This window comes from Halobacteriovorax sp. HLS (assembly GCF_004006665.1).
Taxonomy (GTDB): Bacteria; Bdellovibrionota; Bacteriovoracia; order Bacteriovoracales; family Bacteriovoracaceae; genus Halobacteriovorax.
In genome coordinates, this window is record NZ_QOCL01000003.1 from 223,801 (window position 1) to 238,465 (window position 14,665).

10 protein-coding genes are annotated in these 14,665 nt (G+C 36.5%); 4 read left to right on the forward strand and 6 right to left on the reverse strand.

Annotated elements, in window-relative coordinates:
• The first annotated feature begins 32 nt into the window (after window positions 1–32).
• Window positions 33–1,892 (forward strand): sigma 54-interacting transcriptional regulator, encoded by a 1,860-nt coding sequence (locus DPQ89_RS05765; protein WP_127715967.1) that lies wholly within the window; start codon window positions 33–35, stop codon window positions 1,890–1,892.
• A 167-nt stretch (window positions 1,893–2,059) separates the two neighbouring features.
• On the forward strand, window positions 2,060–3,874 hold the full coding sequence (locus DPQ89_RS05770) for a hypothetical protein (protein WP_127715968.1): 1,815 nt from the start codon (window positions 2,060–2,062) through the stop codon (window positions 3,872–3,874).
• A 25-nt stretch (window positions 3,875–3,899) separates the two neighbouring features.
• On the opposite strand, the gene trxB is transcribed toward DPQ89_RS05770, so the two are convergent.
• Together trxB and DPQ89_RS05780 are read right to left on the reverse strand one after the other, a co-directional pair.
• On the reverse strand, window positions 3,900–4,826 hold the full coding sequence (gene trxB, locus DPQ89_RS05775; protein WP_127715969.1) for a thioredoxin-disulfide reductase: 927 nt from the start codon (window positions 4,824–4,826) through the stop codon (window positions 3,900–3,902).
• Window positions 4,826–5,029, reverse strand: coding sequence for a hypothetical protein (locus DPQ89_RS05780; RefSeq protein ID WP_127715970.1), 204 nt, complete (start codon window positions 5,027–5,029; stop codon window positions 4,826–4,828). The genes trxB and DPQ89_RS05780 overlap by 1 nt, the downstream gene beginning before the upstream one ends.
• Window positions 5,030–5,209: 180 nt before the next feature.
• On the opposite strand from DPQ89_RS05780, the gene DPQ89_RS05785 reads away from it, so the two are divergent.
• Window positions 5,210–6,775, forward strand: a complete 1,566-nt coding sequence (locus tag DPQ89_RS05785; RefSeq protein ID WP_127715971.1) for a hypothetical protein — start codon at window positions 5,210–5,212, stop codon at window positions 6,773–6,775.
• 8 nt (window positions 6,776–6,783) lie between these two features.
• Complete coding sequence (locus tag DPQ89_RS05790; RefSeq protein ID WP_127715972.1) at window positions 6,784–7,833, forward strand: hypothetical protein; 1,050 nt, start codon at window positions 6,784–6,786, stop codon at window positions 7,831–7,833.
• 31 nt (window positions 7,834–7,864) lie between these two features.
• On the opposite strand, the gene DPQ89_RS05795 is transcribed toward DPQ89_RS05790, so the two are convergent.
• From DPQ89_RS05795 to DPQ89_RS18785, 4 genes are all read right to left on the reverse strand, one after another.
• On the reverse strand, window positions 7,865–9,265 hold the full coding sequence (locus DPQ89_RS05795) for a glycerol-3-phosphate dehydrogenase/oxidase (protein ID WP_127715973.1): 1,401 nt from the start codon (window positions 9,263–9,265) through the stop codon (window positions 7,865–7,867).
• A complete protein-coding gene (locus DPQ89_RS05800; protein WP_127715974.1) occupies window positions 9,244–10,779 on the reverse strand; it encodes a heavy metal-binding domain-containing protein in 1,536 nt (511 codons plus the stop codon). The genes DPQ89_RS05795 and DPQ89_RS05800 overlap by 22 nt, the downstream gene beginning before the upstream one ends.
• Window positions 10,780–10,887: 108 nt before the next feature.
• Entirely contained in the window at window positions 10,888–13,443 is a 2,556-nt protein-coding gene (gene secA / locus DPQ89_RS05805; RefSeq protein WP_127715975.1) for a preprotein translocase subunit SecA, read from the reverse strand.
• Window positions 13,444–13,476: 33 nt separating this feature from the next.
• Entirely contained in the window at window positions 13,477–14,559 is a 1,083-nt protein-coding gene (locus DPQ89_RS18785) for a M23 family metallopeptidase (protein ID WP_127715976.1), read from the reverse strand.
• Window positions 14,560–14,665 lie beyond the last annotated feature (106 nt).

A 14,665-nucleotide genomic window follows, 5' to 3' on the forward strand; every position in this document is an offset into this window, starting at 1 on the left:
CGATATGTTATTAGCACTTTTATGGAATTAAAATGGAAAATATCGCAAAATTAAAGTCTTACAGATCTTTTAGAATACCAGTTAAGAGTACTGATAATATTTATCTTAGCTTGATGAAATGTGACGGTATTCTCCTCAGTGATGAACATGTAAAGTGGGAGCTTCAAAATGTAAGCTTAACAGGCGTTGCCTTTCAAAGTAGTGCCAAGTTTGACGAGTCCGCAGTACTTGAGATTGAGTTGAAATATAAGCGATTCCGTTTTAATGCGAGTGCTAAAATAATTCGTATTACTCCTCTATATAATGAGTTTTCTGAAATTGTTAATTACTTATACGGAGTAGAGTTTTTTACGCAAGACCAAGAAAATGGCCGAGATTTTATTTCTCATTTTATCTCAGGATTTAGCTCTAAAAGACTAAAGAGGCATTTAATTAATCTTCTCATTAACGAAAGTAATATAAATACTTTTTCAGATGGTCAAAAATTAGCTCTTTCTATGAATCTGTTTCAAGATATGAAGCAGTTTAAAGGGATGGAGTCTTTTCTTTCCATGATATTTAATGAGTGCTGTCGTATCTCAAACTCTGAGTGTGCCAATATTTTTATTCTAAATAAGAAGCGTGACAAATTGTTAAAACTTGATATTTCGGATAATTCTAGGCGTGAATTTTGTTCTTTAGAAGGGCAAGATCTCATTAACGAAGTTCTCTCAAAGAAGAGGTATAAGATAATTAGAACAAGTGGACACTTGAGTTTAAGGACTTTTCCAAGTCTTGCTGTAGACTCCAAAGGTCAAGACTTTAAACATGCTTTATTTTTTCCCATGTTGGATTCTCAAAAAAATGTGTGTGGATTTTTTGAGTTTATTAACTTTCAGTCTGAGCGTGGTTATACTGATCGCGACCTTGGAGTAATCGAGATTTTCAGTAGCATTTTTACGATGTGTTATGAAAATCTTGATAAGAGTGAGTATGTTGATCACCTCGTTGAAAATTTCGAATTTACGAATAATGGTGAAATTGTTGCCACTCAGAAAAATGGTGATAAAATATCTGAGTTTATCGAATCTACGAAATCCTCTAGAGATAATATACTTATTCAGGGAAGCCATGGTGTGGGAAAAATTCACTTGGCAAAGAAAATACATGAACAAAGCGATAGTGCTAATATGTCTTTTGGACAGATCCATTGTGAGAGTATCGGCAGTAATGATATTCGCCTTCTTTTACTTGGTGATGATGAAAATGTTGGTAGACTTGAGCTTTACTCTGGTGGAACTCTTCTAATTCATGAGCCTACAAAACTAAGTCTTGAAAACCAAAAAGTACTTCGTGAAGAATTGTCTAAAAGAGAAGATATAAGAATAATTGTAACCACTGTATTTAATCTTGAAAAGCTCTCTTTAGCTGGTGAGTTTGATACACCACTTCTAGATATTATTAGTGTGAATGACTTCTTCTTAGAAGATCTAAAGGAAAGAAAGAGTGATATACCTTATCTGATTAATCACTTCCTTGATCTTTACTGCCATAATTATGGACTTCCGGCCAAGAGGGTTAGCCCTCAAGTAATGGAAGTTCTTAAAAATTACACTTGGCCTGGAAATGTAGGCGAGTTAGAAAGGACAGTAGAAAGACTTGTAAATTATTATCCATATATCAGATTCATTGATGAACTTCCTCAAAAGGAATTTCCTGTTATTGGACAATATGCTCGTCAGTTTGGTCTTTTTAGAGACCTTGAAATTGACTTTTCTAAAGTTGATAACGATAAATTGAAGTCCGTAATTATTTCTAGATTTTGTGATTCACACGGTTTAACTGAATCTGAATTCTTAGAGCTCTATCCTGAGCTAGAGCAAAAACTTGAAGATCTAGAAAACGTCTCATAATTGTTGATATTGCCAACTTATTAATGCAGTCATTTTTTACAAATTCTATTAAGTAATAGAGTTAAGTGTCCGAAAATATATAAGTGCAATCCTATTAAATATATTTGATTAGCTGATGGTCTTTTTACGAGAGATAATAAGATATAAGGCGATACAAAGAGACTTTTATGAAAACAAAGAGATTAATACATTTTGTTATAAGTTACTTTCTTCTGATGTTGCATGCTCCTGTTGGGCTTGCCAGTCAAGAAGGAGCTGCCTCAAATACTACTACAGAAGTCAAAGAAGAACCTCTTGAGGTTTGTGAGCGCCCTCTCTTTTATAATGAATATGCAAAGGTATGTGTAAACCATAAAGATAATACTATGCTTAATAATAAGCATATAGAATGTCAGCATACACCAGAGGGGCCAGGAAGAGACGAATGTAATAAACAACTACGTGAATTTGCCGGAGACAAAATTAAGGGTAGCGCCGTAATGAAGTCTCGAAATTCAAAGTTAGAAAAAACAGGAAAGTTTAATACTGTTTCATCTTTGGTTTCAACTGGTTCAGCTATTTATTCCTTAGTTAAGGCCAAGGATGCAATCGATATTTGTTATGCCGGAATTGCTGAAGCGGAATCAGGTTTTTGTTATGCTGCGATTCTTGGTCTTGGTGCTTATGTGATGGGTACCTATAATCAGATAAAAATGAATAAAGAGGTAAAGAAGGATTTACGAGAGTCGACTGAAAAGCTTAATAGATTGATTGCAGAGAATAAGAGATCTAAAGGTAAATCATTTGAAATGCAGATTAAGCTCATGGAAGCTTATAGAGATGCTCTAGTTGCGGCCTCAGCAGCTGCTGGCAAAAGAGAAAATGGCTATAAACAAGAAATTACTCTTCATACTCTTGTTATGGCCGTGGCCGCAGTAGAGTTTGTTGTATATATGAGTACAACTCCTGCAGCAAATTATCCAGGAGCAAAGTGTGCGGCATGGGCAGGAGTATCTTCTGGTGTTACGATTGGCTTCAGTATGCTGCTCAAGAAAGGAGCCGCAGATGCTAAGAAGAAGTATAACGATGAAGCAGCAAAGCTTACTCAAATTCTAAACAAGTATAGAGAATTCTTTTCTAAGCAAATTATTAGCTCTCATAAACTTCCGGGAGCAGAGACTGGACAGGTTATTGGTAGTGGAAATGCACCTGTAAATGTGCAGGTTAACTCCGACGCTGATGGAGATAGCTTTGCGAATAAGAATCTAACTGAAGCTGAAAAAGGACTATGTCGTGAGTTGCCTGAAACTGGTTGTTGTAATGATGCTGGAAAACAGTGTCCAACTTTCAGTTTCACTTCAGCCCCGGCCTCTGTAGGAGATATGTTCACAGGTTCTGGTGTTGAGGATATCGTTTCAAATACAGATGCTACGTTACAAGGGGATTTAGATTTCGGTTCTCCTGATGTAAGTACTGCTCTTAGTAGAGATTTATCAAGAGCACGTCAAATTAAGAAGAGAATTTTAGATCACCTTGATAAGTCTGGAAAGCTTACTAAAGCAGACGCTGACTTCTTTGATGAAAATAAAACTTTTGCAGCGCTTGTTAAGAGTGCAACAAGAGATGGGAAGTTAAACTTTAATAATTCTCCGGACTTTGGTATTGGAGATATGTCGAATGTTAAGGGGGTCATTGAAGATACCGAGGTTCCAAAAGAATTGAAAAAAGAAAAGCAGAAACTATTAACCTCAATTGAAGCTCCTGTTATTAAAATCAAAAAGTTTAATCTTGATGATTTAGATGATGAAGATAGTTTGAATTCAAATAATAATATAAGTGGAGATTATTCAAATTTAAAGGCAGGTCTTGGAAAAGATGAAGAGTATGTGTATGAAGATGAAGATATTGTTAAAAAGCCTGAGGTTTCAATTTTTAACGTAATTAGTAATAGGTATAATATAATGAGAATTAAAAAAGGCTTTGGTCAAAAGAAAGCGAAATAAAAAAAGCTCCCTTCGGAGCTTTTTTTTATTCTTGATCTTCTAGAAAACGTTCTGCTCTGATGGCTGCCTGGCAACCACTACCAGCGGCACTTATGGCCTGACGGTAGTAACTATCTTGCACATCACCACAAGCAAATACACCTGCTACATTTGTATCAGGATGTTCTCCAGTTATAATAAATCCGTGATCATCTACTTTAATTTGTCCATTTAGGAAACCAGTGTTTGGAGTATGACCAATTCCCATAAAGAGTCCATCAGTCTTTCTCTCAGTAGTTTCACCTGTCTTTAAGTTCTCTACTTTTATACCAGTAACACCTGTTTGGTCGTGAATAATTTCAGTAACTGCACTATCCCAAACCATTTCAATTTTTTCATTCGCAAAAGCTCTTTCTTGCATTGGCTTAGATGCTCTTAGAGTATCTCTTCTGTGAACAATATAAACTTTAGAAGCAAATTTAGTTAAAAATGTTGCTTCTTCCATTGCAGTATCACCTCCGCCAACAACGTGAACAATCTTGTCTCTATAGAAGAAACCATCACATGTTGCACAAGCACTAACACCTTTACCAATTAGCTCTTTTTCATTTGGAATTCCAAGGTACTTTGCACTAGCTCCTGTTGAAATAATCAATGTTTCAGCATGTAGCTCAGTTCCATTTTCACATGTTACTTTAAATGGACGCTTAGAAAGGTCAACAGCAGTAACATGAGTTTGTAAGTACTCAGTTCCAAAGCGAAGCGTTTGCTTCTTCATATTTGCCATGAGTTCTGGACCCATTATTCCTTCTGGGAAACCTGGAAAATTATCAACATCAGTAGTAGTTGTTAATTGTCCACCTGGCTCATGTCCTTCAATAACTAAAGGATTTAAATTTGCTCTAGATGCATATAGGGCCGCCGTATATCCAGCAGGTCCTGATCCAATGATAACAAGCTTTCTTTGTTCCATTATATCAATTCCTTCGCCTCAGCTTGTTCTTGAATTTCTTTCAAGATATGTTCTGGTCTGTCTTCTTTTTCAGGGTGCATCTCATAGTATGCTGCAACAGAGACAAGCTCATCTGGGTTCTTAGCTTTTTTTGTAGTTTTAAATGACTCACCTGTAAGCGAACATTCGTAACGAAAAATCTGTTTCTTTTGTTTTCTGGCCACTGTTTTTCCTTATTTTTGTATTTCCAGACTGTTATAGGTCAGATTTGCTCATTATTCAAGTAATGACGCGTTGTGAATGGTGGACAAAGTGGCGATTTTTTCCAAAATTTGAGTAAAAAGAGCACTATGTGTTAAAATACTTAAGTAATTAATCTTAAAAAGGAATTTAGGATATCTGACATGAAGTTTGATCTCTTTTTGGTGAAGATCTTTATTATCTCTCTGATTAGCATAAATGCCTTTTCTAATGGACTTGAAAGCTCAGAAATTATCTTAGCAAGCTCTTCGGGTAAGAGTATCGTCATCTCAAATGGTCGGTTACACGGCCTAAAAGATGGTCAGGTCGCAACATTCTTTATTCAGTCGGGAAGTTTGGACTTTCCAAAGCTCGAAAAGTTAGCAGAAGGTGAACTGGTCCGCTCATTAGATAATAAATCCTATTGGTTCTTGCACAAAGTTTTTAATCCTGGAAAAATTAATAAGTCAGTAAAAGTTGTAATGGATATAAAATCTAAACATATGATGGGAAATCGTAAGTTTAAAGTTGTGAATCGTAAGCGCGTTTACCCTGAATCCACAACAAATAGTGAAGTCACTTATGAAAATGAAAATGGTATACCTCAAAATTTAGTTCACGCTGAAGATGACTATGTTGTTTCTAAGAAAATAGTAGATACTAAAGTAACGAAAGAACACGATATTGAAATTCATCAATTCGATACTTGGGCGAAACGGAATGGACTTACTAAGGTCGATGATTTTATGCGTGAGTTTGAGCGTAAATACGTTGATGAGAATTTTAAAGATAGCTCTGTAGCTCAACAAGAAAGCGATAGAATAAAGAGAACTATTTATCGTGCGCAAATCGATGGCTTTCTTTCTAAAGTTAATAATATGAAATATGGGCTCACAGGCTTTTACTACGATCAAGAAAAAGATAAGAATATGATTTTTCTAAAAGAGCGTCTTGATGTTCAAAATGTCTATGAAACAGCTAGACAGGATAGAAAGCGTAAACGTGTTTTAAGTGAGACTAAGGCCAGAAAGATTGATCGTGATGGTGATCTGTGGTCAGCAGACTTCAGTGATGATGGTCTTAGAAGATATATGGTTCAAAGTGGTATTGAAGAAGAAGAGCGAAGACAATATGAAAGCCTTACTCAAAAATCTGGAAATGAACTATCTATTCGTATTTCTAGTGGTCTAGTTAGTCACTCATCTTCAGAAGATCTTAATCATCAAAATAAGGGTTATTCTCTTAGTTTAGGTTATGAGTATCACCTTATGAGAACTTCAATGTCTCTTTTAAAATATTCGATAGAGATCTTTGCGCAAAGAAGTATTGAAAATATTGATTTGGGTGGCATTAATGGACGGTTTGCAACAGGTTCATTTGGTGGGCAGCTTCTTTATTATTTCTATAATAACCCTGCTTCAATACAAAAATGGGCCTGGTATGGAGGTCTTGGCATGAGACGAGGTAATGCTGAAGTAAGTTCAGTTGAGCTTAGTATTCCATATGAATTTCAAGTGACTGGTCTTCCAATCTGGTCTGTAGGAACCAAGTATAGATTTAGAACAGGTGACTCTTTTGAGGATGATATTCCAGTTGGAGCCGGCTTTAATATTAGGCTTTCTGGAGAAAGAATGCAGCTCTCTTCAATAACATCTGTGGAAGACAATATAAATTCAAGTTTAACATTAAATGATATCAAGCTTACCGTAGGGATGAGCTTTTATTTTTAGGATTTTTTATGAAGTTAATTTTTACATTTATCTTTTTATCTCTTACTTGGAGTAGTTTAGGCCTAGAGTTAGATGAGAAGCTCACTGTTCGTGTTCTAGGACTTTCTTCAACGAAGAAGACCTTATTAACTAATAGAGGGATTGAAGATGGATTAGTAGTTGGTGATCATGCAAAGTTCTTTTTAACGACAGGTGTTGTTGCAAGAGGCGTCGTTATTAAGGCCTCTCCTAGTCGTTCTATATGGTCTATTTATAGAATAATTGACGCCGACAGTATTACCAATGATAAGGTTATGAATATAAAAATCTCTTCTGCATTGAAATTAACAGAAGATGCTTCTAGAGCGTTAAAAGTTGATGATATGAGTAGCTCAATACCTGTTATGGCAAGAGGGGGCACAGAAAAGATTAGTGAGCTTTCCAACGAGGATAGAAAAGAGCTTGATGGTATGATCGATGAGCAAGCGCCAGTTGTTATGTCAGGTACATCAAAGAAAACATTGGAAGTTTTTGGTGTCTTGTCTCTAAATAGCCTTTCAGGAAGTTATGAACAAGGTGATACATCTGGGGATTCAAGTATCGGTAATTTAGATTTCTCCTTAGGGATGGAGAAGTACTTTGATAAGCCAGGTTCTTTTCTAGAAGATATTTCTATTTTTGCTCTCATAAATAGTCGTAGTTCAAGCTCGGGAGTTTTTGCAAACTCTACGACTTCGTGGTTTGAATACGGCGCCGGTGTTAATTGGCACTTTTATAATAAACCTTTGACATACTCAAGACCTATAGGATTTGTGACAGCTGGAGGTGGAATTGGAACGGCTTCTAGTGAGACGACTATTGCATCTTCTACAACTAGTTCTGGTGATCCACTTTCTGGGTCTAGTAATTTTATATTTCTTGGCGGTGGAGCGAAGTACTATCTAAGAAATGGTTTTGGTGCAAGAGTTACGGCCGATTACTTTAGCTCTGGATCTACTTTTGAGTTTGACTCTGATGAAAACCTGACCGTGGCCTTGAGTGGTTTTAGAATTAGAGTAGGTTTCTCGTATAGATGGTAAAGTGTGATGGCCCTAAAATTAGGGCCTTTTTTTATAGAGTATGTTTTTGATAATACTTCTGCATCACTTCTTTAAAGTCATTAGTTAGCATTCTTCTTTTTTCAATATCTTCATATGTTCTTGGAAGCTCATTACTGATTATATCTTCAAGGACTTCGACTGTTACTTCAGGTCTATTAAAGAAATTATGCTGGCATTTTTTCCTAAGCGGCTGCTTTGTCTTGTTAGGATTGTAGCTAAGGTGTTGCCTTCTAATAACTTGGGCCGTGATATCCTGGGCCATTGTTCTAAAGGTTGTATACTTACCTCCAACTATTACAAACATACCATTATCTGGTTGAATAACTTTATGTTCTCGAGCGGTTTTACCTTTATTAAGTGTAGAATCTTCTTTTACAAGTGGCCTTATGCCTGCAAAGCTTCCTAGAATTTTATCTTTAGTGATATTTGCATCTGGAAAAAAGTCCATCAAGTTCTCTAGAAGATAGTCTATTTCTTCTTGCGTTGGTTTAACATCAAAGTAATCTTCTTCAACAGCAACTTCAGTAGTACCTACAAGGACTCTGTTGTCATGAGGTATCACGAAAATAACTCTGCCATCATTTGGTGTTAGAAGCACAGGAGAGTGGAGATCAAAGTCTTTACGATCTAGCCATATATGACTGCCCTTAGAAGGAAGTAAAACATCCTCCCACTCTAAGAAGTTAATCTTATTCATGAAATGATCGGTAAAGGGACCAGTTGCTATAATTAAGTTTTCACATGTTAAAACTTTTTGGACACCAGTTAATTCATCTGTGGCAAGACACTCATAGTGACCATCACTTAGCTTCTTTGTAACTGATACATCTATATAGCTAATGGCCAAAGCATTTGGACATTCAAGGGAGTCCATTATTACTTCTAAAGTGAGTTTGCCATCATCTACTATGGCATCTGAGTATATTCCAGCTCCTTTGAGTCCCTTTGAACGGATAAACTTAAGAGCATCTAGCGTTTCATCCTTAGTTGCAAAACCTCTAGACAGGTTTTGAAAGCTCGATAGGAAATCATAAAGAAAAATACCGGCGCGAACCATCCATAAAGGTCTTAAGGAGTCACTATAGACAGGCAAATAAAACTTTTCGGCCTTAGCTAAGTGTGGAGCTAGCTTTATCCATAGATTCTTCTCATGAAGAGCTTCATAAACTAGCGCGAAGTCTAAGTTCTCTAAATACCTAATTCCTCCGTGAAGCATTTTTGAACTACTCTGAGAAGTCTGACTTGAAAAATCTTTTTTTTCTAATAGGAGAGTATCTACATCATGGAGTGCGAGGTCTCGTAAAATACCTGCACCAACAATACCGCCGCCAACAATGAGACTGTTAAAGTGAGACTTTGAAAGCTCATCTAGTGGTGATATATTGTGAATTAATTGAGATCCATCACCCATACTGCACTTCCTGAACAAGTTATCTTATATTGATCACCATTATTAATTGGAGTTATTTGAAAGTTAATACCAACAACGGCATTTGCATTGAGTTTAATACAGTTAGGTTTTAATCTTTCTAGTAAATCATTGTATACGTCGCTATGGCCTAGAGTTATTTCAGCAATTGGCTCTTCCTCGATGTCATCTTGAGAGATAGCATCTAAATGTCCCTTTGCTTCTCTTGCATGGGCCTCACTTAATTGTGAGTCTGCCGTAAGCTCGTCTTGTGAGACTATTGTGAACTCTGATATAACACCTAGATATTCTAAGATCTTATAATCCTCAAGCGACGGAGTAGTTGATAGAATAATAGAATCTACATCAACTTTAGACTTTTCAAGCCTGACACTTTCCGATTTGTTTTGATTAGTTCTATATTTAGATACTAGTCCTACACTGTCACGATCGTATGATTTTGAAGGATGTAGCTCATCAGATAATCCCATCTGAATATCGAGTTCAAAGCGCCTAAACTTATGAGTTAAATAAATTGCAGCAAACTCTGAAATCTGTGAGATTAATAAGCTACCACCCTCAACTGAGTCCCTCATGCTTTGTTCATTTTCTGGATCAACTAGACCATGCTCGTTTAGAAGGATCATAATATCATCTGCATCTTCTTCAAATTTTATATTTCTAAGAATAATACTATAGGCCGGATTTCCTCCATGAGCGATTTTTCCATATGTGATATTTTGGGCAAACTTTTTAACATCATCAAATTTTTCAGATTTATCAATATACGTTCTTGTTAGAGTTGGAGAAGTCGCTGCGGCTTGAGTAACTTGTTCATTTGTATTAGTTGAAGAATCGAAGTGTCCTTGTGTGGTTTCTTCTTCTTGCTCAGGATATGAGTTGTCTTCATCATCTTGGTCATCATTATCTTCGTCTGAATCGTCTGAATCATCTGAATCGCTAGAAAAGGAGGTTACCTCTTCATTATCGTCATCAAGGTCTTCAAGATCTTCGGAAAAAGAGTTGAATTCTTCATCATCTTCTTGCTCTTCATCGTCTTGAGAGGCGAGAAAGTCTGTTGAGTCTTCTTCCTCTTGGTCTGAAAAGCTATCAAAGCTATTATCGTCATCAGAGGTTTCTTCTATGTCGTCTTCGTTGTCTTCTTGGGAATCGAAAGATGGAAATTCATCTTCAGAGTCATCTTCACTATCAGAATTAGTAAAGTCTGTTTCTAAATCCGGTTGTGTGGATTCATCAAACTCACTGTTCTCACTTTCAAAGTCTGCGAATTGATCATCTTGTTCAAGCTCTTCAGAACCAAAAGCTTCTTCATTCTCATCTTCTAGATCATTTAGATCAGATAGATCTTCGAAGGGAGGAGGCGTATCTTCTTCATCATTTCCTAGTGGCGAGTCTAGTTGTGCATCAATTTCTGGATCATTTTGATGTAGAAATTCAGAAAGGTCCTCGATTCTTGTTAGATCTGTCTTTTCTCCGATATCGTCGTCACCACTCATGCAATAAAACCTTTTATATTATAATAATTATAAGAAAATTATATCAGAGTTATGAATTTGCGGGTAGGTAAAATATCCACCTCTTCTGAGCGAAGAGGTGGTATGTGATTAAGCACCGTGACAGTGTTTAAATTTCTTTCCAGAACCACATGGGCAGGCATCATTTCTACCTACTTTTTGTGATCTTCTTGCTATTGGAGCAGCGTCACTTTGTTCTTTCTTCTCTAAAGCTTCTTGTTGCATTTTTGCTTGCGCAAGTTGTTGCTCAAGCATTTCTTGCTGTCTTTGCTTCATTATCTCAATTTCTTCTTCAGTATAGAGACGAACCTTGAAGATATTTTCAACTACAGACTTCTTTACATCCATTCGCATATTTTCGAATAGGTTGAAAGACTCTCGCTTGTACTCAGTCAGTGGGTTTTTCTGAGCATAAGAGCGTAGGTTAACACCTTCTTTAACGTGATCCATTGAGAGGAGGTGATCTTTCCAGTGTTGATCAAAAATTGTTAGAAGTATTTCTCTTACTGCCAACTTTACTTGCTCTGGATTGTACTCGTTTAGTTTCTTTGCAAGAATTTCTTTTGCAATGGAACCAAAGTATGCCGAAATTGAACCATCAAACTTTTGATTGCACTCCTGAGCTGACACTTCATATTCACAATTAAAAGTTAGCTGGAATCCCTTAACCATATCTTCCCACGGCCATGATTCGATCTGAACTTTTCTCTCTGGAGTATAAGTGTTGGCCAATACGTCTGCAACGTCCTCAACCATTTCGTTGATAAATCCAAGGTTATCAACATCACCAAGAATGTCTTTTCTTACTCTATAGATAACTCTTCTTTGTTCATTCATAACGTTATCATATTCAAGTAAATGCTTTCTTATTTCAAAGTTATGAGTCTCTACTTTCTTTTGGGCCTTAGCGATAGCATTTGAAATCATCTTGTGCTCTATAGGCTCATCTTCTTCCATACCAAGAGTATTCATAAATCCTTTGATTCTATCTGAACCAAAAATTCTCATTAAGTCATCTTCTAAAGATAGGAAGAATTTTGATTTTCCTGGATCTCCTTGACGACCTGAACGACCTCTTAGCTGATTATCAATACGTCTTGATTCGTGTCTCTCAGTTCCTAGGATGTAGAGACCTCCTAAGTTCTTTGTTTCTTCTGTGAGTTTGATATCAGTACCACGGCCGGCCATGTTGGTGGCGATTGTTATCGCACCCTTTTTTCCTGCATTAGTGATAATTTCAGCTTCTTTACCATGTTGTTTCGCATTTAAAACATTATGTGGAATATTTGCTTTTGTAAGTTCAGCAGCGAGTTCCATAGATCCATCAATAGAGATTGTCCCTACTAAAACGGGCTGACCTTTGGCATGAAGTTCTTTGATAAGTTTTACGATGGCCTTTTTCTTAGCTGCATCAGACTTATAAATTACATCTGCTTCATCAACTCTTTGGATAGGAACATTTGTAGGGATTACAACAACATCTAAGTTGTAAATCTTGCTAAATTCTTCAGCTTCCGTATCGGCCGTTCCTGTCATCCCAGCTAAAGTTCCATAAAGTCTGAAGTAGTTTTGAAATGTAATTGATGCAAGAGTCTGGTTTTCAGACTTGATTTCAACACCTTCTTTTGCTTCAACAGACTGGTGAAGACCGTCAGACCATCTTGAACCATCTTTAAGTCTTCCTGTAAATTCATCAACGATAATGACTTGACCTTCTTTTACAACGTAGTCCACATCGATTTTAAATAATTGGTGGGCCTTAAGAGCTTGGTTTAAATGATGAAGAGTTTCTGAATGTTCAATATCATATAGGTTCTCAATTTTAAGAAGCTTTTGAACTTCCATTACACCATCTTCAGTAAAGATTGCGCCTCTTGTTTTTTCATCAATTGTAAAGTGCTTATCTTTGGTAAGTTTAGGCATGATTTCATTGGCAACATGATAGAGATCAGTTCTACCTTCACTAGGGCCAGAGATTAGAAGGGGAGTTCTTGCTTCATCAATTAAAATTGAGTCAACCTCATCCACAATACAGTAGTGATGACCTCTTTGAACATAATCTTCTAGATCAAACTTCATATTATCTCTTAGATAATCGAAGGCAAATTCATTATTTGTTCCATAGGTAATATCTGAACGATAAGCAGCTTTTCTATCTTCATCATCCATATCGGCGATAATACATCCAACACTAAGCCCTAGCCAGTTAAAGAGAACACCCATTTCTTGTGCATCTCTTGAAGCAAGATAGTCGTTAACCGTTACAATGTGAGCACCTTTTCCTTCAAGAGCAATTAGGTAAAGTGAAAGTGTCGAACAGAGAGTTTTACCTTCACCTGTTTTCATCTCTGCAATAGTATTCTTTGTCAGAACAACACCACCCATCATTTGGACATCGTAGTGTCTCATCCCAAGAACTCTTACTGAAGCCTCTCTGACTGTAGCAAAAACTTCAGGGATTAATTGTTCACGAGTAGCACCATTTTTGATCATCTCCTTAAGTTTAGGAGTTTGGGCCTTGAGCTCTTCGTCAGTCATAGACTTCATTTTCTCTTCAAGCTCTGCAATTTTTTTGACAAAAGGCACTAGTGCTTTTAGGTCACGAGTATTCTTAGTTCCGAATATCGCTTTTATAGGGTTAAACATTTGTATATATCTCCTCTTAGTAAATAAGAAATTTTAATCTAAAATATAGTAGAATGGATCGACTGGTGTTCCGTTAACTCTAATCTCATAGTGTAAATGAGGTCCGGTCGAGTTACCAGTATTTCCTACTTTGGCAATTAATTGCCCCCGGCTTACAATATCACCTTTACGAACATGGTTTGATGAGTTGTGAGCGTATACAGATTCTATTCCATAACCATGATCAATTTGAACGAAGTAGCCAAAGCCTGCCTTTTGTCCCGAGAAAGTAATAGTTCCATCTGCAGGAGAAAGAATTGGAGTTCCAATAGTTGCACCAATATCTAGGCCTTCGTGCATCTTAAGACGATTCGAGTATGGAGATATTCTTGGTCCGTAGTAAGAAGTTACCCATCCACGAGCAGGCAAAAGTGTCGGAGTAGATCTGAGAAAACTCTGACGGTCTAGTAGAAATTGATCAAGGTCGTGAACACTTAATTCTAGCTCTTTAACATGTCCTTTAATTATATTGAATTTATAATCAAAGTCGGCGAAGTTTTCTGCTAGGGCGAAACTTTGCTTTGTTAAGGCTGACCACTCTTTTGTAAAGTTGTAACCAGTTTGTAAACCAAAGTTTGTTGCAATCTTTTGCTCATAAAGATCTTTTAGCTCTACGTACTTATCATTTTTTTTTTCATCTTTAAGTTTGTCACGAATAGTGTCGTGACCATTAAAGAATGTTTGTATTTTTTCTGTGTTCTTGTCTGTTTTCTTTAAGGCCTCTGGAGTCGTTTCATCCTTAATTACAGGATTAGTTTGATCTATCTTTTCAAACCCAGAAATAACTCGCAGCTTTTTTTCAAAGACTTCAATTCTTTCAATATCACTAGTTAAAGTGTTAATTTTCATTTGAAAAAGCTGTATCTGCTCTTTAAGCTGTCGATTCTCTAACGTTAGATGTTTATTTTGATGAACTTGCCTTAGAATTTTCCAATAATCATAGGACAAAATACCAAGCGCAAATATTGCTAAAACACATAGAAAAACTATTGCATGAAAGGCCAGTTTTGGGATTCTAAAAGACTTAACGCCTTTTTCCCTTTCTGGAACAACCATTACTGTAAAATACCTATCCAACTAAAACTCCATGGATTCGTGTAAAATTATCTCACAATTTTAATGGTCTACAGTCTCTATGGCAAATGCCAGAAGCATTATCTGACATTTTTATTTTGGGACGTGC